Annotated in this window: 21 protein-coding genes; 16 read left to right on the forward strand and 5 right to left on the reverse strand. The window is 72.4% G+C overall.

Annotated elements, in window-relative coordinates:
- Positions 1-7 precede the first annotated feature (7 nt).
- On the forward strand, positions 8-493 hold the full coding sequence (locus ACYVHU_RS19545; protein WP_078759616.1) for a YflT domain-containing protein: 486 nt from the start codon (positions 8-10) through the stop codon (positions 491-493).
- 104 nt (positions 494-597) lie between these two features.
- On the opposite strand, the gene ACYVHU_RS19550 is transcribed toward ACYVHU_RS19545, so the two are convergent.
- Entirely contained in the window at positions 598-822 is a 225-nt protein-coding gene (locus tag ACYVHU_RS19550) for a hypothetical protein (RefSeq protein ID WP_078759615.1), read from the reverse strand.
- A 281-nt stretch (positions 823-1,103) separates the two neighbouring features.
- On the opposite strand from ACYVHU_RS19550, the gene ACYVHU_RS19555 reads away from it, so the two are divergent.
- From ACYVHU_RS19555 to ACYVHU_RS19595, 9 genes are read left to right on the forward strand one after another with little or no spacing between them, the layout of a single operon-like run.
- Positions 1,104-2,750 (forward strand): carbamoyltransferase family protein, encoded by a 1,647-nt coding sequence (locus tag ACYVHU_RS19555; protein ID WP_078759614.1) that lies wholly within the window; start codon positions 1,104-1,106, stop codon positions 2,748-2,750.
- 2 nt (positions 2,751-2,752) lie between these two features.
- Complete coding sequence (locus tag ACYVHU_RS19560) at positions 2,753-4,249, forward strand: HAD-IIIA family hydrolase (protein WP_078759613.1); 1,497 nt, start codon at positions 2,753-2,755, stop codon at positions 4,247-4,249.
- Complete coding sequence (locus ACYVHU_RS19565; protein WP_078759612.1) at positions 4,246-5,307, forward strand: glycosyltransferase family 9 protein; 1,062 nt, start codon at positions 4,246-4,248, stop codon at positions 5,305-5,307. The genes ACYVHU_RS19560 and ACYVHU_RS19565 overlap by 4 nt, the downstream gene beginning before the upstream one ends.
- Positions 5,304-6,353 (forward strand): glycosyltransferase, encoded by a 1,050-nt coding sequence (locus ACYVHU_RS19570; protein ID WP_078759611.1) that lies wholly within the window; start codon positions 5,304-5,306, stop codon positions 6,351-6,353. Before ACYVHU_RS19565 ends, ACYVHU_RS19570 begins: the two co-directional genes overlap by 4 nt.
- The gene (locus tag ACYVHU_RS19575; protein ID WP_432941198.1) at positions 6,350-7,630 is read left to right on the forward strand and encodes a glycosyltransferase; all 1,281 of its coding nucleotides are present in this window, start codon (positions 6,350-6,352) and stop codon (positions 7,628-7,630) included. The genes ACYVHU_RS19570 and ACYVHU_RS19575 overlap by 4 nt, the downstream gene beginning before the upstream one ends.
- The gene (locus tag ACYVHU_RS19580) at positions 7,631-8,221 is read left to right on the forward strand and encodes a D-sedoheptulose-7-phosphate isomerase (RefSeq protein ID WP_078759609.1); all 591 of its coding nucleotides are present in this window, start codon (positions 7,631-7,633) and stop codon (positions 8,219-8,221) included.
- The gene (locus tag ACYVHU_RS19585; RefSeq protein ID WP_432941195.1) at positions 8,218-9,591 is read left to right on the forward strand and encodes a PfkB family carbohydrate kinase; all 1,374 of its coding nucleotides are present in this window, start codon (positions 8,218-8,220) and stop codon (positions 9,589-9,591) included. The genes ACYVHU_RS19580 and ACYVHU_RS19585 overlap by 4 nt, the downstream gene beginning before the upstream one ends.
- Positions 9,592-9,623: 32 nt before the next feature.
- Positions 9,624-10,310 carry an SDR family oxidoreductase gene (locus tag ACYVHU_RS19590; RefSeq protein ID WP_078759607.1) on the forward strand — a complete coding sequence of 229 codons (687 nt, stop codon included), beginning with the start codon at positions 9,624-9,626 and terminating at the stop codon, positions 10,308-10,310.
- 32 nt (positions 10,311-10,342) lie between these two features.
- Positions 10,343-11,335: a UDP-glucuronic acid decarboxylase family protein gene (locus ACYVHU_RS19595; RefSeq protein WP_432941192.1), complete on the forward strand. Its 993-nt coding sequence runs from the start codon at positions 10,343-10,345 to the stop codon at positions 11,333-11,335.
- 92 nt (positions 11,336-11,427) lie between these two features.
- Here the strand turns inward: ACYVHU_RS19595 and ACYVHU_RS19600 are convergent, their stop codons facing one another.
- On the reverse strand, positions 11,428-12,267 hold the full coding sequence (locus tag ACYVHU_RS19600) for a SigB/SigF/SigG family RNA polymerase sigma factor (RefSeq protein WP_078759605.1): 840 nt from the start codon (positions 12,265-12,267) through the stop codon (positions 11,428-11,430).
- Between the two features lie 372 nt (positions 12,268-12,639).
- On the opposite strand from ACYVHU_RS19600, the gene ACYVHU_RS19605 reads away from it, so the two are divergent.
- Together ACYVHU_RS19605 and ACYVHU_RS19610 are read left to right on the forward strand one after the other, a co-directional pair.
- On the forward strand, positions 12,640-13,530 hold the full coding sequence (locus tag ACYVHU_RS19605) for a glycosyltransferase family 2 protein (RefSeq protein WP_432941187.1): 891 nt from the start codon (positions 12,640-12,642) through the stop codon (positions 13,528-13,530).
- A complete protein-coding gene (locus ACYVHU_RS19610; RefSeq protein ID WP_078759603.1) occupies positions 13,527-14,438 on the forward strand; it encodes a glycosyltransferase family 2 protein in 912 nt (303 codons plus the stop codon). Before ACYVHU_RS19605 ends, ACYVHU_RS19610 begins: the two co-directional genes overlap by 4 nt.
- Positions 14,439-14,532: 94 nt before the next feature.
- Here ACYVHU_RS19610 and ACYVHU_RS19615 read toward each other — a convergent pair whose 3' ends face one another.
- Positions 14,533-15,438 carry a manganese catalase gene (locus ACYVHU_RS19615; RefSeq protein ID WP_078759602.1) on the reverse strand — a complete coding sequence of 302 codons (906 nt, stop codon included), beginning with the start codon at positions 15,436-15,438 and terminating at the stop codon, positions 14,533-14,535.
- A gap of 249 nt (positions 15,439-15,687) precedes the next feature.
- On the opposite strand from ACYVHU_RS19615, the gene ACYVHU_RS19620 reads away from it, so the two are divergent.
- Both ACYVHU_RS19620 and ACYVHU_RS19625 read left to right on the forward strand, forming a co-directional pair.
- Positions 15,688-16,875 carry a zinc-dependent alcohol dehydrogenase gene (locus ACYVHU_RS19620; RefSeq protein ID WP_078759601.1) on the forward strand — a complete coding sequence of 396 codons (1,188 nt, stop codon included), beginning with the start codon at positions 15,688-15,690 and terminating at the stop codon, positions 16,873-16,875.
- Positions 16,876-16,912: 37 nt separating this feature from the next.
- Positions 16,913-17,950 (forward strand): SDR family NAD(P)-dependent oxidoreductase, encoded by a 1,038-nt coding sequence (locus ACYVHU_RS19625; protein ID WP_078759600.1) that lies wholly within the window; start codon positions 16,913-16,915, stop codon positions 17,948-17,950.
- Between the two features lie 10 nt (positions 17,951-17,960).
- On the opposite strand, the gene ACYVHU_RS19630 is transcribed toward ACYVHU_RS19625, so the two are convergent.
- Positions 17,961-18,209, reverse strand: coding sequence for a hypothetical protein (locus tag ACYVHU_RS19630; RefSeq protein WP_078759599.1), 249 nt, complete (start codon positions 18,207-18,209; stop codon positions 17,961-17,963).
- Between the two features lie 368 nt (positions 18,210-18,577).
- Here ACYVHU_RS19630 and ACYVHU_RS19635 point away from each other — a divergent pair, with 368 nt between their 5' ends.
- A complete protein-coding gene (locus ACYVHU_RS19635) occupies positions 18,578-19,744 on the forward strand; it encodes a magnesium and cobalt transport protein CorA (RefSeq protein ID WP_078759598.1) in 1,167 nt (388 codons plus the stop codon).
- A 174-nt stretch (positions 19,745-19,918) separates the two neighbouring features.
- Here ACYVHU_RS19635 and idi read toward each other — a convergent pair whose 3' ends face one another.
- Positions 19,919-20,485, reverse strand: a complete 567-nt coding sequence (idi, locus tag ACYVHU_RS19640; protein ID WP_078759597.1) for an isopentenyl-diphosphate Delta-isomerase — start codon at positions 20,483-20,485, stop codon at positions 19,919-19,921.
- A 288-nt stretch (positions 20,486-20,773) separates the two neighbouring features.
- On the opposite strand from idi, the gene ACYVHU_RS19645 reads away from it, so the two are divergent.
- Positions 20,774-21,922 carry a polyprenyl synthetase family protein gene (locus tag ACYVHU_RS19645; RefSeq protein ID WP_078759596.1) on the forward strand — a complete coding sequence of 383 codons (1,149 nt, stop codon included), beginning with the start codon at positions 20,774-20,776 and terminating at the stop codon, positions 21,920-21,922.
- The last annotated feature ends 53 nt before the right edge of the window (positions 21,923-21,975 follow it).

Consider the following 21,975-nt stretch of genomic DNA (forward strand, 5'->3'; position numbering starts at 1 on the left):
GAGGCCGATGACGGTACCGGCGCCACAGGAGTCCGGTCCCCTGGGATCGGGCGAGACCGTCGCGAGCTACCACGACTACCTGCACGCCCAGGCCGCGGTGGACCACCTGTCGGATCGGGAGTTCCCGGTGGAGCACACCGCCATCGTGGGCGTGGGCATCCGCCTGGTGGAACAGGTGACCGGCCGGGTGACCAACCTGCGGGCCACGGGAGGCGGTGCCGCCGCGGGGGCGTGGTTCGGGTTGTTGATCGGGCTCTTCCTGGCCCTGTTCACGGCGGGGGTGGGCTCGTGGGCGGTACTCGTCCTCGGCGGTCTGGTGTGGGGCGCCATCGCCGGGGCGATCTTCGGTCTGGTGGGGCATGCGCTCCAGGGGGGAAGGCGGGACTTCTCCTCACTCCGCGGTCTGCGGGCGGACCGCTACGACATCGTCGTCAAGCCGGAGTACGCCGAGCAGGCCCGACGCCTTCTCGACTCCGCGCCCCAGGAACCGTGATCCCGCCCGGAAACGGGGCGCTCTCCGCCCCGCCGGCCTACGCGGGCCCCGTCCTCTGAGCAGAGGGCGGGGCCCGTCTCTACGTCCACCGCGGCCACGCCCCGTCAGCGGGTGCGTTCCAGCGGCGCCGACTCCAGACCGTTCTCGCGGCGCCACTCACCGACACGCCGGAATCCCGCGGCGGCCAGCGTGGCGTCGCGGTCCCCGCCCACGGCCAGGTCTTCGGCGGAGACGGGTTCGTCACTGGACCGCGCGGTCTGCGGGTCGATGTTGACGATGTTGATGTGATCACCGTGGTCGTAGGCGATGTGGGTGGCGGAGACGTCCACGTCGGTTCTCTCCCGAGGATCCAGTGGGACATGACGAGCGGCCGGCCCGGCCGCGTCCGGGCGACTACCCACGCGGGTCGTTCCCAGTCGGGGCGATGCGTTTGCGAGATCATGACCTGCGGAATTTCGTCACTCTACGTGGTCGAATCCGTGTTCGAGAGCCTATTGGTAGGGGTTTTCGAGCCTTCGCTGTTTGAGCGTCGCTTCGTCTGGTAGTTGACCGACGTGCTCAGACCACCGGGCACGCGACAGGCCACGCGATTCCGGAAGGGCGCCGCCCCATGCGATTTCTCGGTGTCAACGCCGTGTTCCACGATCCCGCCGCGGCACTGGTCGTCGACGGCGAGATCGTCGCAGCCGCCGAGGAGGAACGGTTCAGCAGGCGCAAGCACGGGAAGGAGGCGGTCCCCTTCTCGGCGTGGGAACTCCCCGAGCAGGCGATGCGCTGGTGCCTGGAGCAGGCCGGGATACAGCCCGAGGAACTCGACGCGGTGGGGTACTCCTACGATCCCTCCCTGGTCACCGGGTGGATGCAGGGGCACGATCCCGCCTGGGAACGCCTGCGGACCCTCTACGCCGAACGGGCGCCGCGATTCCTCGCCACCGCGCTGCCCGGGCTGGACCCCGCCCGGGTCCGTTTCGTCCCCCACCACGTCGCCCACGCGGCCTCCGCGGGGCTGGCCGCTCCCGGGGGGCGTGACGCGGCCGTGTTCGTCGCCGACGGGCGCGGCGAGACGGCCTCCCACCTGGCGGGCGTCTACCGCGGCGGTCGACTGGAGGTCCTGGCCCGCCAGAGCCTGCCCGATTCCCTCGGCCTGACCTACGAGGACCTGACCCAGCACCTCGGGTTCCGCCGCTCCAGCGACGAGTACAAGGTCATGGCGTTGGCCTCCTACGGGACCCCGCGCTTCGCGGAGGAGATGCGTGACCACATCCGCTACCGGGGGGAGGGGCTGATCGAGGTCCGTCCCATCGACTGGGCCGCGTTGGTCAAGCGGCGGGAGTCCACCGACGAGATCACCGAGGACCACGCCGACCTCGCCGCCAGCGTCCAGCGCAGGTTCGAGGAGGTCCTGCTCGAACTGGTGGGATGGCTGCACGAGCGCACGGGCGCGTCGCTGCTGACCATGGCCGGTGGTGTCGCCCTCAACTGCGTCGCCAACACCCGCATCGCCGCCGAGGGGCCGTTCGAGCAGGTGTGGGTCCAACCTGCGGCGGGAGACGCCGGGACCGCGCTGGGATGCGCGCTGCACTTGGCGGAGGAGGCCGGAGAGCGCCTGGTCCCGATGGGCGGCGCCGACCTGGGGCGTGGTTGGAGCGATGAGGAGATCGCCGCCGAACTGGACCGTGCCGCGATCGCCTATGAGCGTCCGAACGACCTCGCCGGGGAGGTCGCCCTCGCCCTCGCCCGCGACGAGATCGTCGCCTGGTTCCAGGGACGTAGCGAGTACGGCCCCCGCGCCCTGGGGCACCGGTCGCTGCTGGCCAATCCGGCCCACCCGGACAACCTGGAGCGCCTCAACGACGTGAAGGGGCGTGAACAGTTCCGGCCGGTCGCCCCGATGGTGCTCGCCGGACGGGCGTCCGAGATCTTCTCGCGTGGTCCCCTCCCCAGCCCCTACATGCTGTTCGTGCACGACGTCGCACCGCACTGGCGCGACCGTATTCCCGCGGTCGTGCACACCGACGGAACCGCGCGCGTGCAGACCGTCGATCCGGCGGCCGAACCGCTGGTGGCCCGGATGCTGGAGCGGTTCGAGGCGCACACGGGCCTGCCGGTGTGCGTCAACACCAGCCTCAACACCGCCGGACGCCCCATGGTCGACTCCCCCCGCGACGCGCTGGAGTGCTTCGGCTCGGCCCCGGTCGACCTGCTCGCGATCGGGCCGTTCGTCGTACGTCGCCGTGCTGCCCGAGGGCGGCGGTAGGAGTGGCGCGAACCGACTACGCGGTGGTCGTCCCCACCGTCGGACGGCCCGGACTGGAGCGGGTGCTGCGTCCCCTGCTCGACGCGGGCGACGACGGGCCGTTGGAGATCGTCGTCGTCGACGACCGGCTTGAGCCCGCGGACGAACTGCCCGTCGCGGGGCTGGCGGGCGTGCGGGTCCTGCGCTCGGGAGGGCGCGGCCCGGCCGCGGCGCGCAACGTCGGATGGCGGGCCGCCACGGGAGAGTGGATCGCCTTCCTCGACGACGACGTGGCGCCCCCGGCCGACTGGCCGTCGCGTCTCGCCGCCGACCTCGCCGGACTGCCCGCGCACGTGGCCGGCAGCCAGGGACGGATCGTCGTCCCCGAACCGGTCGGCCGCCGGCCCACCGACGCCGAACGAGGCACCCTGGCGCTGTCCGAGGCCCGCTGGATCACCGCCGACATGGCCTACCGCAGATCGGTCCTCGCCGAGGTGGGGGGATTCGACGAGCGTTTCCCCCGCGCCTACCGCGAGGACACCGACCTCGCGCTGCGGGTCATCGACGCCGGCTACGGGCTCGTCCGGGGCGAACGCCGGTGCCCGCACCCGCTTCGGGAGGACGGGCACTGGGGGTCGCTGCGGGCTCAGCGGGGCAACGCCGACAACGCGCTGATGCGCCGGGTGCACGGACCCCGCTGGCGGGAGCGGGTGGGGGAGCGGCCCGGCCGACTGCGCCGCCACGCCCTGACCAGCGCGCTGCTGGCGGGGACGGCGTTCGCCGCGGCGACGGGGCACCGCCGAAGCGCCGCCGCGCTCGGCCTGGCCTGGGGCGCGCTCACCGCCGAGTTCGCGGCGAGGCGGATCGCGGCGGGCCCGCTCAACCCCGCCGAGGTCACCGCCATGGTGGTGACCAGCGCCCTCATCCCGCCGCTGGCCTGTTACCAGCGCGCCGTGGGGGAGGTCCGCCACCGCCGCGCGCTGCCCCGTTCCCCGGGGGCGCCCGCCGCCATCCTGTTCGACCGGGACGGCACGCTCGTCCACGACGTGCCCTACAACGCCGACCCCGCCCTGGTCCGCCCGGTACGGGGGGCGCGGGCCGCGGTGCGGAGGGCCCGCGCGGCGGGCGTGCGGGTGGGGGTGGTCAGCAACCAGTCGGGGGTGGCCCGCGGTCTGATCTCCCCGGAACAGCTGCGACGGGTCAACGCCCGGGTCGAGGCACTGCTCGGCCCCTTCGACGTGTGGCGGGTGTGCGTGCACGGGGACGGCGACGGCTGCGACTGCCGCAAGCCTCGCCCCGGCATGATCGAGTCGGCCGCCGCCGAGCTCGGCGTCGAGCCCGGCGAGTGCGTCGTCATCGGGGACATCGGCGCCGACGTCGAGGCGGCCCGCGCGGCGGGGGCCCGCGGAATCCTGGTCCCCAACGGGCGGACCCGCCCGGCGGAGGTCGCCGCGGCGCCCGAGACCGCCGGGACCCTCGGTGAGGCCGTCGACCGGGCCCTGCGGGGGCCCGCGGGATGACGGCCGGACACGACCACGCGGCGGCCGGCATCCCACCCGCCCGGGGTGAAACGGTGCTCGTCGCCCGACAGGACAACGTCGGCGACGTCCTGCTCGCCGGCCCCGCGATCCGGGCGGTCGCCGAGGAGGCCGGGCGGGTGGTGCTCCTCGCCGGCCCACGCGGCCGGGCCGCCGCGGAGCTGCTGCCCGGAGTGGACCGGGTGATCGAGTGGTGCGCTCCCTGGATCGACCCGCAGCCACCCCCGCTCACCTCCTCCGCGGTGGAGGAGTTGTGCGCGGCCGTACAGGCCGAGGCGCCGCGGGCCGCGCTGATCCTCACCTCCTTCCACCAGTCGCCGCTGCCGCTGGCGCTGTTGCTGCGGCTGGCGGGAGTGCCCTGGATCGGCGCGATCGGCGTGGACTATCCCGGCAGCCTGCTGGACCTCCGGCACCGCCTCCCCGAGGAGGGACCCGAGGCCGAACGGATGCTGTCGTTGGCCGAGGCCGCGGGCTACCGCCTTCCGCCGGGTGACAGCGGAGGACTGGCCGTGCGCCGGCCACTGCCCGATGTGAGCGCCCTGACCGGGCCGCCGGGATACGTCGTCATCCACGGCGGTGCCTCCGTTCCCGCGCGGGCGGTCCCCCACGCGCTCGCCGTCGAGACCGCGGGCAAGCTCGCCGCCGAGGGGTACCGGGTCGTGGTCACCGGCTCCTCCGCCGAACACGACGACTGCGCGGCGATCGCCGGCGCCACCGGGGTGAACCTGGCCGGGCGCACCGACCTCGCCGAACTCGCGGCGGTACTCGACGGGGCAGCGGTCCTCGTCTCGGGCAACACCGGCCCCGCCCACCTGGCCGCGGCGGTCGCCACCCCCGTGGTCTCCCTGTTCGCCCCCGTCGTCCCCGCGCGCAACTGGGCGCCCTACGGCGTGCCCGTGGTGCTGTTGGGGGACCCCCACGCCCCCTGCCGGGGCACCCGGGCCCGGGAGTGTCCGGTTCCCGGCCATCCCTGCCTGTCCTCCGTCACCGCCGCCGACGTCGTGGCGGCCGTTCGTGAACTCAGCAAGGAGAAGGCATGACAACGACCGACCCGGCCCCGTCCGGAGCCGCGCCGAGCGTCGGCCGAGAGCCGAGACGACGCGGGAACCCGCGGCGGACGCTGCGCGTCCTGCTGTGGCACGTGCACGGATCCTGGACGACGTCGTTCGTGCACGGGCGGCACACCTTCCTGCTACCGGTGACCCCCGACCGTGGCCCCGACGGCAGGGGGAGGGCCCGGACCTGGTCGTGGCCCGACAACGCGGTCGAGGTCGAGCCGGAGGCGCTGCGCGACGAGGACGTCGACGTCGTGATCGCGCAGCGTCCGCACGAACTGGAACTCGCGCGGCGCTGGCTGGGGCGGCGCCCCGGACGCGACCTTCCCGCGCTCTACGTCGAGCACAACACCCCCAAGGGGGACGTCCCCCTCACCCGCCACCCGGTGGCCGACCGGGCCGACGTGCCCGTCGTGCACGTCACCCACTTCAACGAGCTGTTCTGGGACTGCGGGCGCGCGCCGACCCTCGTCATCGAACACGGCGTCGTCGACCCCGGATACCGCTACACCGGTGAGCTGCCCCGCGCGGGCGTCGTCATCAACGAGCCGTTGCGGCGCTGGCGGGTCACCGGGACCGACCTGCTGCCCGAACTGTCGCAGGCGGTTCCGCTGGACCTCTTCGGAATGGGGGTCGAGGGGACGGCCGGACGGCTCGGCCTGCCCCCCGAGCGCCTGCGCGGCTTCGAGGACCTGCCTCAGCGTGACATGCACACCGAACTCGCGCGTCGCCGCGTCTACCTGCATCCCATCCGCTGGACGTCGCTGGGGCTCTCGCTGATCGAGGCCATGATGCTCGGCATGCCCGTGGTCGCGCTCGCCTCGACCGAGGCGGTCGAGGCCGTCCCCGAGCAGGCCGGCGTCCTCACCACCCGCCGCGACGTCTTGAGCCGTGCCCTGCGCGACCTCGCCGCGGATCCCGCCCGCGCGGAGGAGACCGGAACCGCGGCCCGCGCCGCGGCCCTGCGCAGATATCCGCTCTCTCGGTTCCTCACCGCGTGGGACCGACTGCTGGAGGAGGTGACCCGATGAAGATCGCCATGGTGTCCGAGCACGCCAGTCCGCTGGCCGCGCTCGGGGGAGCCGATGGCGGCGGGCAGAACGTCCACGTCGCCGAGCTGGCCCGCGTGCTCGGCGCGGACGGCCACGACGTGACGGTCTACACCCGAAGGACGGACCCGCACCAGCCGGAGACGGTGGAGTTCGCGCCGGGCGCCCGGGTACGGCATGTCCCCGCGGGCCCGGCGCGCGAGATCGCCAAGGACGACCTCGTCCACCACATGCCCGAGTTCGCCGCCTGGCTGGCCGCCGAGTGGGCGGGGGAGCGCCCCGACATCGTCCACGCCCACTTCTGGATGAGCGGGACCGCCGCGCTGGAGGCGGCGGAGCGCGTCGACGTTCCCGTGGTGCAGACCTTCCACGCGCTGGGGACGGTCAAGCGCCGTTTCCAGGGGGCGCGCGACACCAGCCCCTCCGGCCGCGTCGAAGCCGAGAAGTCGGTGGCGCGGCGCGTCGACATGGTCATCGCGACCTCCTCGGCCGAGGTACGCGAACTGCGCTCCTGGGGGGTGGCCCCCGCGGCGCTGTCCGTCGTCCCCTGCGGGGTCGACCTGGACCGCTTCACTCCGGAAGGCCCGGCGGCCCCACGGGGCGAACGCCCCAGGCTCCTCAGCCTGGGGCGGCTGGTGGAGCGCAAGGGCGTCGAGACGATCGTGCGGGCGCTGCCCGGCGTTCCCGACGCCGAGCTGGTCATCGCCGGCGGGCCGGCAGAGGACGAGCTGCACACCGACGCCGAGGCCATGCGGCTGCGCGCCATCGCGGAGAAGATCGGCGTCGCCGAACGGGTCCGCTTCATCGGCCGGGTCTCCCGTGAGGACGTGCCGGCCCTGCTGCGTTCCGCCGACGTCTCCGTCAACGTGCCGTGGTACGAGCCGTTCGGCATCGCCCCGGTCGAGGCGATGGCCTGTGGGGTGCCGGTCGTCGCCTCCCGGGTCGGCGGACACCTCGACACGATGATCCACGACGTCACCGGACTGCTGGTACCCCCGCGCGATCCGGCCGTGCTGGCCCGTAGGCTGCGCCGGCTGCTCGCCGACCCGGTCCGCATGGAGAGCTACGGCATCGCCGGAGCCGACCGTGCCGCCGCCCGCTATTCCTGGCCGCTCATCGGGTCCCAGACCCTGGAACGTTACGAGGAGGTCCTGCGCCGCCGGAGCGGGGAGCGGACGGCCGTCGTCGTCCGGCCCCGAACCGAGGACGCCGGCCGTGCCGCGTGCGCGACGCCGGCCATCCCATCGGGAGGTATCTGAATGCACCCGCATCTGACCGAACTGCAGGCCGCACTACGCGAAACCGAGACCGAACGGGTGGAGGAATGGGGGCGGCACCTGGCCGGTGTCCTGGCGGCCGGGGGAAGGCTGCTGGTCTGCGGCAACGGGGGCAGCGCCGCCGAGGCCCAGCACCTGACCGCCGAACTGGTCGGGCGTTTCGAGTCCGACCGTCGCCCACTCGCCGCCATCGCCCTGCACGCCGACACCTCCAGTGTCACCGCGATCGCCAACGACTACGGTTACCGCGACGTGTTCGCCCGCCAGGTCCGGGCCCACGGCCGTCCCGGCGACGTCCTGATGTGCCTGTCCACCAGCGGTGCCAGTGAGAACGTCATCATCGCCGCGATGACCGCCCGCGAGATCGGTCTCACCAGCTGGGCGCTGACGGGGGCGACCCCCAGCACCCTGCCCGCCGTGTGCGACGCGACCGTGCGGGTCGCCTCGACCTCTCCGTCGACGGTGCAGGAGGTCCACCTCGCGCTGATCCACCTGCTGTGCTCGGTGGTCGACTCCGAGATCCACCGCGCCGACGCCGCGACGGGCCAGGGGCGCCAGGAGGTGGGGGCGTGAGCCCCGGCCCGCTCGTCGTCATCGGGGACGCGCTGCTCGACGTCGACCTGCGGGGGAACAGCCGCAGGCGCACGCCCGACGCGGCGGTACCCGTGGTCGAGGACGCCGACGTGCGGCACCGGCCGGGGGGCGCCGCGCTGGCCGCCTGGCTGGCCGCGCGCCAAGGGGTCCCGGTCGTGCTGATCGCCGCGGTCGGCGAGGACGCCGCGGGCGAGCGGCTGGCCGGACTGCTCAACGACACCGTCGCGCTGACCCGGCTGCCCCTGTGCGGGCGGACGCCCGTCAAGACGCGGGTGTTCGACGGGGAGAGGCCGCTGTTGAGGGTCGACGACGGGGACGGTCGCGCCGCTGCGGACGGCCCGGCCGACCGGGTCCTCGCCGCGCTGGAGGAGGCCAGGGCCGTGCTCGTCTCCGACTACGGGCGTGGTGTCGCCGAGCTGCCGGCCGTGCGCGAGAGACTGGCGGCCTGCGCCGCGAACATCCCGATCGTGTGGGACCCCCATCCGGCGGGTCCCCCACCGGTGCCGGGAACCCGCCTGGTCACCCCCAACGCCGCGGAGGCGGGCGTGACGGAGGGGGATTCGGCCGCCGGCCTGGAACGGGCCGCTGAGCTGGCCCGCGGCTGGCAGGCCGACGCCGTGGCCATCACCCTGGGCGGTGACGGCGCGGTGTGGGCCGGTTCCGGCGGAAAGGGCGGATACCTGCCCGCCCCACCGGTCGGCCCGGCCGACGACGTCTGCGGCGCCGGTGACCGGTTCGCCTCCTGCGCGGCCGCCGCCCTGGGCGACGGCGCCGACACCGCAGCGGTCGTCGGCGAGGCGGTCGAGGCCGCGTCCCGCTTCGTCGCGGCCGGCGGCGCCGGCGCGGCCACCACCGTGGGGCCCATGACCGGGGCGCTGCCGATGGGCCTGAGCGAAGGGGCCGTCGAGGTGGCCGAACGGATCCGCCGCGCAGGCGGGCGGGTCATCGCCGCGGGAGGCTGCTTCGACGTCCTGCACGCCGGGCACGTCAGCCTGCTGCGCCGGGCCAGGGCGCTCGGCGACTGCCTGATCGTCTGCATCAACGGAGACGCCGCGATCCGCAGGCTCAAGGGACCGGACCGGCCGCTGACGCCGCTGCACGACCGGATCAGGGTGTTGACCGCGCTCGAGTGCGTCGACGCGGTCGCGGTGTTCGACGACCCCACCCCCAGCGCCCTGCTGGAGCGGCTCCGCCCCGACGTGTGGGTCAAGGGCGGCGACTACGCCATCACCAGCCTGCCCGAGGCGCCGGTGGTCTCCGGTTACGGGGGCGAGGTGGTCCTGCTCCCCCTGCTTCCCGGACGTTCCACGACCGGCCTGGTCACCGCGATGCGCGCCACCGGCCGCTGAAAGAGATCCGACGTTCCACAGGAAGGAAACACGTGCGAGAACTGGGCAACACCCTCATCACCGGCGGGGCCTCGGGGCTGGGCGCCGCCCTGGCCCGCGCCGTGCAGGAGGAGGGAGGCCGACCCCTCGTCCTGGACCTGCGGGAACCGGAGGGCGGCTTCGACTTCGAACGGGCCGATCTCACCGACCGGGCCGCCACGGAGGCCGCGGTGCGCCGTCTCGCCGAGACCGCCGGCGGCCTGGACGCGATCGTCAACGCCGGGGGGACCGACGCCTGCGGGCGGCTGGAGGACGTCCCCGCCGACGACTGGGAGCGCGTCATCCAGGTCAACCTCATCGGCACCGCCTCCGTCGTGCGCGCGGCACTGCCCTATCTGCGCGCGAGCGAGGGCGTGGTCGTCGACGTCGCCTCCACCCTGGGCCTGCGCGCCCTCAGCGACGCCACCGCCTACTGCGCATCGAAGTTCGGCGTGGTCGGCTTCACCCGCGCGCTGGCGGCGGAGACGGCCGGTCAGGTCGGCGTGACGTTGATCGTCCCCGGCGGGATGGACACCGCCTTCTTCGACGGGCGGGCGGAGCAGTACCGGCCTGGTCCCGACGCCAAGCTCAACCCCCCTGAAAACGTCGCGCGGGCCGTGCTGTTCGCGCTGCGGCAACCTCCGGGCTGTGAGGTGCGCGAACTGGTGATCTGCCCGTCGCGCGAGACGTCCTGGCCCTGATCTGACGACAGCGTGGCCGAGGAGGCGAGGAAATGACAGCAGGACAACGACGGCGTGCGGTCGTCACCGGTGGCGCCGGTTTTGTCGGGTCCCACCTGTGCGAGCGGCTGCTGGAACGCGGCGTCGACGTGGTGTGCGTGGACAACTTCGCCACCGGCACGCCCGACAACGTGCGGCACCTGGCCGGACGACCGGGGTTCGAACTGGTCAAGGCCGACGTCACCCACCCTCTCTGGGTGACGGGCCGGGTCGACCTGGTGTTCCACCTGGCCTCCGCCGCCTCACCAGTGGACTACCTGCGGTTGCCGGTGGAGACGCTGGAGGCCGGAAGCCTCGGCACGCGCAACGCGCTGCGCCTGGCCCACGCCCATGACGCCCGGCTGGTGCTGGCCTCCACGAGCGAGGTCTACGGTGATCCGCTGGAATACCCCCAGCGCGAGAGCTACTGGGGCAACGTCAACCCGGTCGGACCGCGCAGTGTCTATGACGAGGCCAAGCGCTACGCCGAGGCGCTGACCATGGCCCACCACCGGGCCCGCGGCGCCGACATCGCGATCGCCCGGATCTTCAACTGCTACGGTCCCCGGATGCGCCCCCACGACGGGCGCGCGGTGCCCACGTTCATCAGCCAGGCGCTGGCCGGCGAGCCGATCACGGTCGCCGGCGACGGCCTGCAGACACGCTCCATCTGCTACGTCGACGACACGGTGCGCGGCCTGGTCGCCCTGGCGGAGAGCGGGGAGACCGGGCCGATCAACATCGGCAGCGGGGAGGAGCTGTCCATGATCCGCCTCGCCGAACTGGTCCGCTCGCTGACCGGATCGGCGTCGGAGATCGTCTTCGTCGGCAGACCGGAGGACGATCCGCGATTCCGTCGCCCCGACACCACCCTGGCGGCCGAGCTGTTGGGATGGCGACCCCTGGTCCCCATGGATGAGGGACTGCGTCGCACGATCGCCTGGTTCCAGCGACGTCGCGCCGACCACGGGGACCGTGGCGCGGCCTCGGCGGTGTCCGCGGGATGACCGGGTGAGCGCGGACGACACGGCGCCGGTGGACGGGTTCCACCGGCGCCGCGTCGTTGGGATCCCCCACCCGCGTGGGCGGGGAGGTGGTGTCACACGTCGCCGAGCAGCTCGGCGCGCAGTTTGCGCAGCGTCGCGCTGAGCGTGCGCGACACGTGCATCTGGGACAGGCCGACGAGCTCGGCGATCTGGGCCTGGGTCTTGTTGCCGGCGAAGCGCAGCAGCAGGATCCGCCGTTCCCGGGGCGCCAGGGCGGCGAGCGCGGGGCGCAGCGCCGCTCGGTCCACCACGCTCTCCAGGTCCTCGTCGTTCTGTCCGATGGTGTCCCCCAAGGTCTTCTCCTCCTCGTCGGCGCCGTAGGGCACGTCGAGTGACAACGCGCTGTAGGCCGTCGACGCGGCGATGAGCTCGATCGTGTCCTCGACCGACATCTCCAGCATCTTCGCTATTTCCGCGACCGTCGGCGTACGGCCGTTCTCCTGGGTGAAGGTGGCCGTCGCGCGGTTGAGCTCAGACCTCTTCTCCTGGTGTTTGCGGGGAACCCGAATGGCCCATGTGCGGTCGCGGAAATGCCGTTTGACCTCACCGGTCATCATGGGTAGGGCGTAGGAGATGAATTCTTTGCCGTAGTCGGGATTGAAGTCCCGGATGGCCTGCATCAGACCGACCATCGCCACCTGGCGCAGGTCCTCTTCGGATTCCCCGCGATTTCGGTACTGGCGGGCGATCCTCCGTACCACGGGAATGTGCAGTTCGATGAGTCGGTGGCAGATACGCTCCCGTTGTGGGTCGTCACGCCCGACCGTGCGGAGCCGTTCCAGAAGTTCCCGCGTCTGCCGCCGGTATTCCTCGTCGGACGTGCGGTTACGGGGGGAACGGGGTTGTGGGATGCTCGTGTCCGTCTGTTCATGCAGAGTGCTCGATGCGCGCATCGAAATACCTCTCCCAACGCACGGCAGGCGATGTGCCGATCACATCTCGCCTGTGTCCTGAGGAGATCGTGGAATCGCTCGCAGGGTATTCGTGGTATGTCCGGAAACCTCGCGTGTCGTGTGCGCGGGCGCGGGACCTCATTCGGTACGGCGCGATTCTGAGATCTATTTCGGATGTGGCTGACAGGACAGGCCGCTCTGTCGGACCTTTGAACACGACACGTCGAGTCTAGGTAGTCGCGTCGTCACGGTGGAACAGTCGGCGCGCTCCATGGGGACGTTTTTACACGCCATTCGCATGCACCAGGGGATGACGGGTAGCGGAATCCGCGGCCATGACCCGGCCACCCCCGACCCCAAGGAGGCGACGACGTGAGCAACGACGAGGCGCCCGGCACCGATCCGCCTCGGGTGACGGTCGTCGTGGCGACCCGCGACCGCCACGCCGAACTGGCCCGCACACTCGACGAGCTGGCCCGCCTCGATCCCCGCCCCGCGGTGATCGTCGTGGACAACGCCTCCTCGGACGGCACGTCGGCCCTCGTCCGAGGGGAGTACCCCTGGGCGCGTTCGATCCGGGTGCGCGACAACCTCGGCTGCGCGGCGCGCAACATCGGCGTCGAGCTCGCGGAGACTCCCTACGTCGCCTTCAGCGACGACGACTCCTGGTGGGCTCCGGGGGCCCTGGAGCGGGCGGCCGACGTGTTCGACGCCCACCCGAGCCTGGGACTGCTCGCGGCCTCGGTCGTCGTGGGCGAGGAGGAACGGCCCGACCCGATCAACGCGCTGATGGCCGAGAGCCCGCTGCCCCGGCGCGCGGGGACACCCGGGCCGGAGGTACTCGGTTTCCTGGCGTGCGCCGCGGTCGTGCGCCGGTCGGCCTTCCTGGAGGTCGGCGGGTTCAGCCGGCTGCTCTTCTTCTCCGGTGAGGAGGCGCTCCTCGCCCAGGACCTCGCCGCGGCGGGCTGGACGTCGTGCCACGTCGCCGACGTCCGGGCACACCACCATCCCTCGGCCGCCCGGCCGCCGGCCTCCTGGCGTGTCCGCCTGGACCTGCGCAACCGGCTGCTCTCGGCCTGGCTGCGCCGGCCGGTGGAACGCGCGACCCGGGAGACGGCCCGCCTGGCCCACGCCGCGACCACCGACCCCGACGCCCGGGGCGCCCTCGCCGACGCGCTGCGCCGGCTTCCCGGAGCGCTGCGACAGCGACGCCGGCTGCCCGGTCGGGTGGAGCACGCCCTGCGCACGCTGGAGACGACGTGAGCGCGCGGCGCGGGCCGGACCCGCGCGTCGCCGTCGTCGTCATCACCCACAACCGGCGCGACGAGGTGCTCGGCGTGCTGGAGCGGATGACCCGGGTGCCCGAACGCCCGCAGATCGTCGTCGTGGACAACGCCTCGCGGGACGGCACCGCCACGGCGGTGGCCGAACGCCATCCCGAGGTCGAGGTGATCAGGGCCCGCGCCAACCTCGGGGCCGTGGCGCGCAACATCGGGGTCGCCGCGGTGACGGCGCCCTATGTCGCCTTCTGCGACGACGACACCTGGTGGGAGGCGGGCGCCCTGTCCCAGGCCGCCGACCTGTTGGACGCCCACCCCGACGTCGCCTCGCTCACCGGCCGCATCCTGGTCGAACCCGGTTCACGCGAGGACCCGATCACCCCAGAGCTGCGCGACTCGCCCGTGCCCGCCCCCGACAGCCTGCCCGGGCCCGCGCTGCTCAGCATCCTGGCCGGCGCGTCGGTGCTGCGGGTCTCGGCCTTCGACCAGGTCGGCGGCTTCTCTCCGCGCCTGTGGCTGGGCGGGGAAGAGGAGCTCCTGGCCCTCGACCTCGCCCGCGCCGGCTGGTGGATGTGCTGGATCGAGGACCTGGTCGTCCACCACGCGCCCTCACACAGCCGTGACCCGCGCCGACGCCGTCAGCTGGGGATCCGCAACACGCTGTGGACGGCGTGGCTGCGCCGGCCGGCCTCGGGGGCGCTGCGGCGGACCGTGGCGGTGCTGCGCTCCATCCCGCCGGACGCGGCGAGCCTGGCCGCGCTGGCCGAGGCCGCGGCGGGGCTTCCGTGGGTGTTGCGGGAGCGGGCTCCCGTCCCGCCCCGGGTCGAACAGGGGCTACGGCTGCTGGAGGAGCCCCAGCGGACCTCGCGGGCCCGGCGCTACGTCGGCTGACCCAGGCGGCCCACACGACGCGGCCCCGGTATCGGGTGGGGCCCGGGGCCGACACGGGCGCGGTCCCGGGGACGGCCCCGGGACCGCGGACCTCTCAGGAGAAGGTGTCCTTGATCTTGTCGCCCATGGACTTGTTCGGGGCACCCGAGGGACCCTTGGCCGAGCCCTCACCGCCGTGTCCGGCGGCCTTGGTGCCGTAGAGGTGGTCCGGCGGCGGGGGCGCCGAGGCCGGGCCGCCCAGCGGGGCCGGATCGGCCAGGAACTCCAGCTGGTGCACACCGTCGGGCGCGATTCCCTGTGCCCACGGACCGTCCTGGGCCTGCGTGCCGTCGGACAGGTGCCAGTGGGTGCGGGAGTGCTCCTGGTTCTCCTCGTCGAACAGGGCGTTGGGCACGATCGGTCCCTCCAGTCCGTCCTCCTTGAGCTGCTCGATGGCGGCCAGCCACTGGTTCTGGTGGACGGTGTCGCGCGCCAGGTTGAACTTGAGCATCGCCTTGACGCCGGGATCGTCGGTCATGTTGTAGAGCCGGGCCGTCTGCAGCCGGCCCTGGGCCTCCGCCGCGACGTTGGCGTAGAAGTCGGCCATCAGGTTGCCACTGGCCACGATGTACTTGCCGTTCCAGGGGGTGGCGCCGCTGTCGGCGAGGACCGCACCGCCGCCGGAGACGATCGCCTGCTGCGGGTTCATCCCGCCCACGACCGCGCCCACGGCGGGATCCTTCACGGCCTTGGCCATGACGTCGTCGGGAGCGCCCTCCAACAGGCGGGCCACCATCGTCGCGAGCATCTCGACGTGGCCGATCTCCTCGGTCGCGACGTCGAGGATCATGTCCTTGTACTTGCCCTCGACGCGACAGTTCCAGCCCTGGAACAGGTACTGCATGGTGACCGTCATCTCGCCGTAGGCGCCGCCAATGAGCTCCTGGAGTTTCGCGGCGTACAAGGCGTCCGGCTTCTCGGGCTTGGCCTCGAACTGTAGGTGCTTGGTGTGACGGAACATCCTCTGCCTTCCGCTCGTGGATCGGGAGGGCTCGCCCGGCACGGTGACGGGAAACCTCCTTGGTCCTGGGGGCGGCTACCCGGCGTGTCAGCGCACATGCACCCACGGGGAGCAAAAGGCTGCGTTCCATCACGCAAGGGATCGATGGGGCTAAACGGATTTGCGGCGGGTTTACCGGTCGGGATCGAGGCCAGGGGAGTCACGACGGCGTCGCGCGAGCGCGGCGTGACCCGGTGGAGAGGAGGCGGAGTGAAAGCCGTGACCTGGCAGGGCAAGGAGGACGTCCGCGTCACCGACGTGGCCGACCCCGTGATCGAGGAACCCACCGACGCGATCGTGCGCATCACCTCGACCGCGATCTGCGGATCGGACCTGCACCTGTACTCGGTGCTCACGATGTTCATGGAACCCGGTGACATCCTCGGGCACGAACCGATGGGGATCGTCGAGGAGGTCGGCTCCGAGGTGGACGGCCTGCGCCCCGGCGACCGCGTGGTCGTGCCCTTCAACATCTCCTGCGGGCACTGCCACATGTGCCGGATGGCCTACTACGCGCAGTGCGAGACCACCCAGAACCGCGAGCACGGCACCGGCGGATCGCTGTTCGGCTACACCAAGCTCTACGGACACGTCCCCGGCGGCCAGGCCGAGTACCTGCGCGTGCCCCAGGCGCACTTCGGGCCGATCAAGGTTCCCGAAGGGCCGCCGGACGAACGGTTCCTCTACCTGTCCGACGTGCTGCCCACGGCCTGGCAGGCGGTGGACTACGCCGACGTTCCGCCGGGCGGATCGGTGGCCGTCATCGGGCTGGGACCGATCGGACAGATGGCCGCCCGCATCGCCCGCCATCGCGGGGCCGAGCAGGTCTTCGGCCTCGACCTGGTGCCCGAGCGGCTGGAGATGGCCCGCCGGCACGGCGTGACCGCCCTCGACGTGTCCACCGGAGACGCCGCCGAGCGGGTCCGCGAGATGACGGGGGGCCGTGGCCCCGACTCGGTGATCGAGGCCGTCGGCATGGAGGCGCACGGCTCACCGATGGCCAAGGCCGCCCAGACGCTGGCCGGGAAGCTGCCTGACGCGGTCAGTGAGAGGCTCATCGGGCGCGCCGGGGTCGACCGGATGGCCGCCCTCAACCTGGCCTTCGACCTGGTGCGCCGGTGCGGAACGGTCTCCATCAGCGGCGTCTACGGGGGACAGGCCGACCCGATGCCGATGCTCGACCTGTTCGACAAGGGCGTGCAGATCCGCATGGGGCAGGCCCACGTCCGGCGCTGGACCGACGAGATCCTCCCCCTGCTCACCGACACTGGGGACCCGTTGGGTGTCGAGGACCTGACCACCCACGTCCTGCCCCTGGAGGAGGCCCCCCACGCCTACGACATGTTCCAGAAGAAACGGGACGGCGCGGTCAAGGTGGTCTTGCGTCCCGGTGCCTGAGCCACCGCAGCGAAAGAGCCGAGGAGGAACGACGACCATGGGATGGAAACAGACAGCGTTCGTGATGGGGGCCACCGTGGGGATCGGCGCGGCGGCCCTGCGCCTGGCCCGCCGCCCACAGGACCTGAGGGGGCGCACCGCGCTGGTCACCGGCGGGTCCCGTGGGCTCGGCCTGCTCCTCGCGCGTGAACTCGGCGCGCAGGGGTGCCGCGTCCTGATCTGCGCGCGCGCCACCGACGAACTGGACCGCGCCGTCGCCGACCTGCGGGGTCGGGGCGTCGAGGCGCACGCCCTCACCTGTGACCTGCGCGAGAAGGAGGCCGTCGCGCGGCTGACACAGGAGATCGAGACCCGCTTCGGCGGTCTGGACATCCTGGTCAACAACGCCGGGATCATCCAGGTGGCGCCCTTCGAGGCGATGACCCGGGACGACTTCGTCGAGGCGATGGAGTTGATGTTCTGGGCACCGTTGCGGCTGACGCGGGCGGTGCTGCCCATGCTGCGCCGCCGTCGCGGCCACGTCCTCAACATCACCTCCATCGGCGGCAAGCTGAGCATTCCCCACCTGATGCCCTACTCCTGCGCGAAGTTCGCCCAGGTGGCGCTCTCCGAAGGGCTCGACGCCGAACTCGCCGTCGAGGGGGTGCACGTCACCACCGTGGTCCCGGGCCTCATGCGCACCGGTTCGCACCGCCGCGCCCTGTTCGCCGGGGCTCCGGAACGGGAGTACACCTGGTTCTCCCTGCTGGCCGGGCTTCCGGTCGTGTCGATGGACGCCGAGCGTGCCGCCCGCCGCATGGTCCAGGCGATGCGCATCGGCCGTCACCACCTCGTGCTGACCCCGATGGCCCGGGCCGCGGTGCTCCTGCACGGCGCATGGCCGGGGTTCACCCAGTGGTCGTTGCGCACGATGAACAGGGTCCTGCCCACCTCCACCGACGAGGAGGCGCGTAGCGGGCTGGAGGCCGGCGAGCACGCGGGCAGCGTGGTGCGCGGCCTGACGGCCCTCAACGAGGAGGCGGGCCGCCGTTTCAACCAGTTCCCCGCCGACGGCGCGGCCGCGCGGCGCGGATGACCGGGGGAGATCAGCCGGTCGCCGCGCGACGCCTGCGCGCGTTGCGCCGGCGGCCGGCCACGAACAGCGCGGCGAGCAGCATGGTCAACGCCGCGACGGGCGCCGACGCCGCGGGCACCAGCCGAACCGCGGCCAGGCCGGCCAGCGCCGTGATGAGGGCGGCTCCGCTCAACACCGCGACGACTCCGGGGAACACACGCAGCGCCGCTCCCACGACGCGCAGGCTCCAGTGGGGACGGGGACGGTCGTGAGAGGTCATCGTGTCGTCTTCCCTCCGCTGTGCCTTCGCCGGACTCCGGAAGAACCCGACAACCAACAGGGTGCTTCCCGGAGTGACTGCTGTATTACTCTCCGTTGACCATACAGGTGAACGGCCTGGTCGCGAGGAGGGCGGTGAGGCGTGTTCCGGGGACATCGCACACGTCGCGCGGCCGGACGTTACGGCCGCATCGGACCGGCAGGGTAACCTGGGAGACCGTCGAGCGAATCCACGGACCCGGGAGGTGAGGCCGAACATGAGCCAACCTCCGAGTACCAGGTAGATCCCGCACCAGGTCCGGCGCGCCCCGCATCACCCCGTGTCCGCGCGCCCCAGGTTCCGTTCCGACGATCCGCTCGGGAGTCTCCATGCCCCAGCGCCGCATGCGCGCATGGCTGCCCACGCTCCGCACCCCGGCCTCCTCCCGCCGGTCCCACCCCGCCTCGGGACCCGCGCCGGAGTACTCGATGGACCCTCGCGCCGAGGAGACGCCTCGCAGCGCTCCGGTCGAGGACAGCGTCGTCGACGCCGCGATCTACATCGACGGACGTCGCCAGGAGGGCGTGCCCACCGGCATCACCCAGTTGCACCAAAGGGTGCCGCGCCGGCCCGGCGCCATGGCCTGGATCGGCCTGTTCCAGCCCTCCGAGTCCCAGCTGCTCGCCGCGGCCGAGGAGTTCGGCCTGCACGAGTTGGCCGTCGAGGACGCCATCGTCGCCCACCAGCGGCCCAAGCTGGAGCGTTACGGCGACACGCTCTTCGTGGTCCTGCGCGCGGCACGTTACGTCGACGAGGTGGAGGAGGTCCGTTTCGGTGAGATCCACCTGTTCGTCGGCGCCGACTTCGTCCTGACCGTCCGCCACAGCCAGGCCCCCGACCTGAGCGTGGTACGCCGCCGCCTCGAGAACGCCCCCGAACTGCTCGCCCAGGGGCCCGAGGCCGTGCTGTACGCGGTACTCGACGCGGTCGTCGACGGCTACGCGCCGGTCGTCGCCGGACTGCAGAACGATATCGACGAGATCGAGACCCAGGTGTTCGGCCGCGACCCGGGCGTGTCGCGGCGCATCTACGAACTCTCGCGCGAGGTGATCGAGTTCCAGCGGGCCACCCGTCCGCTGCTGTCGATCCTCGAGGGCCTGGAGGCCGGGTTCGAGAAGTACGGCACCGACGAGGAACTCCAGCGCTACCTGCGCGACGTCGCCGACCACGCCACCACCGTCGCCGAGCGCGTCGACGGTTTCCGGCAGATGCTCGGCAACATCCTCACCGTCAACGCCACCCTCGTCAGCCAGGCCCAGAACGAGGAGATGAAGCACCTCACCGAGGCCAGCTACGCCCAGAGCGAGGAGGTCAAGAAGATCTCCTCCTGGGCGGCCATCCTGTTCGCGCCGACCGTCGTGGGCGGCATCTACGGCATGAACTTCGACGTCATGCCGGAGTTGCACTGGGCGTACGGCTATCCCATGGCGATCGCGCTGATGTTCATGGTGAGCGCGATCCTCTACCTCGTCTTCAAACGCCGCGGCTGGCTCTGAGGTGCCGCCCGGTCGGCCGCGGCCGACCGGGCGGAAGAGGCGAATGGGCACCGGGCCTTTCATGGTGGCGGCCGGAACGGCAGGGGCCGGCCAGGGGCGTGACGGGCGGGGCCGCCTCCTTCGAGGCCGGAGGAGAACGGGGCATCCCTCGCGGGAGGCGCGGAGGAAAGCGGGTCAGCCCTGTTCGGCGAGCCGTACCGACTGCTCGGCCGCCCACGGGCTGATGCTCCACGGCGCCTCGCGGGCCAGGGTCACGAAGGACTCCCAGTCGGCCCAGCGCCACTCCATGACCTCGGCGGGGTCGGGGTCGGGGGTGTCGTCGCTGGTCGCGAGGTAGACGGGACAGAACTCGTTCTCGACCACGCCGCTCGCGTCGGTGGCGCGGTAGGCGTAGTCGGGCAGGGCCGGGCGGAGGTCCCGCACGTCGATGCCCAGCTCCTGGCGGACCCGGCGCCGGATGGCCGTCTCCATCGGCTCACCGGGCGCCGGATGCCCACAGCAGGAGTTCGTCCACACCCCCGGCCAGGCGCGTTTGCCCAGAGCGCGTCGGGTGATGAGCAGCCGGCCGGCGGGGGAGAACACGTAGCAGGAGAACGCCAGGTGCAGGGGGGTGTGCTCGTGGTGCACGGTGGCCTTGGCCGCGCTGCCGATGGGCCTGTGGTCCGTGTCGAGCAGCACGACGAGTTCCTGACCGGTCTCCTCCGCTCCGGACGCTGGTTGCGCGGGGTGGACGCTGTGCACGTGGTCTCCGTTCTCCGTCGACGTTCCGGTGTCGGCTCGTTGGGTAGCCCAGCCTTTCAGGCGGCGTGTTTCGTCGACGGTCGTCTTCCCATGATCGGCGCCGAGGAGCGATGGTGTGTCCAAACGCCCGGCGTGGCGTCCGCGGCAAAGCGTGACACAAGAAGAAGTATCAGTAAGATGTTTAAAAAATAAGAAATATGAAATATGAATTAATGGGGCGGGCCGGCGGACGCCGGGCCCGCCTCGCCCCGCCGGTCCACACGGGACCGGAACACCCCGGGAGGGTCCATGCCAGAGGTTCGGCCAGCAGCGGTCACGCCGCGACCACGCCTCGCCCCTGACCAATCGGAGCCGGAGCGGTCCCTGGACGAGTCCGTCCCCGACGAAATCCACGCCGTTCTCACCGCCTTCCTCGACGGCCGCCGAGATCTCGCCTTCGACGCCGACGAGGGGTTCGCCCGGACCGTGGTCGACAGGTTGCGTTCCTTCATCCTCGACGGCGGGAAACGGATCCGCCCCCTCTTCGCCTGGTGGGGATGGCGGGCCGCGGGCGGAGCCAGGGGAGGTCCCCAGGCCGAGACCATGCTGCGCGCGGCCGGCGCGCTGGAACTCGTCCAGGCCTGCGCGCTCGTCCACGACGACGTGATGGACCGTTCGCCGCTGCGCCGCGGCGCCCCCGCCCTGCACGCGGCCCACGCCCGATCGCACCGGGACAACGCCTGGGAGGGTGACTCCGAGCGCTACGGTGACGCGCTGGCGATCCTCACCGGTGACCTCGCCCTGGTCTGGGCCGACGACATGCTCGACGACGCCGGGCTGAGCCCCGCCCAGCGCGCCGCCGCCCGCCCCGCCTGGCAGGCCATGCGCACCGAGATGATGGCCGGCCAGTTCCTCGACGTGCACGGACAGGCGCGCCGTGACCCCAGCGAATTCGCCGCGCTGCGCATCGCCCGGCTCAAGACCGCCGCCTACAGCGTCGAACGCCCCCTGCACTTCGGCGCCGCGATCGCCGGGGCCGCCCCCGAGGTCGTCGCGGCCCTACGCGGCTACGGCGGCGACGTCGGGACCGCCTTCCAGCTCCGCGACGACCTGCTCGGCGTCTTCGGAGACCCCGCCACCACCGGCAAACCGGCCGGTGAGGACCTGAGCGAGGGCAAACGCACCCTCCTGCTCGCGATCGGCCTGCGCCGCGCCCAAGAGCGCGGTGACACCGACGCGCTGGAGGCGCTCACCTCGGTGACCGGCACCCGGGAACCCGAGCGGATCGAGAGGGCGCGGGCCGCCCTGGACCGCCTCGGTGCGCGCGAGGCCGTCGAGGAGCGCATCGACCACCTCACCGCGCGTGGGATCTCGCGGTTGGCCGAGGCCGTGGTCGAAGACAGTGCCCGCGCCGCGCTGGGCGAGATCGCCGGCCGCATCGCGCGGCGCGGCAACTGACCGGCGGCACCGCCTGATCGACACCACCGTTCACTCCAGGGAGGGCGATTGCG

It is taken from the genome of Marinactinospora endophytica (genome assembly GCF_054780875.1).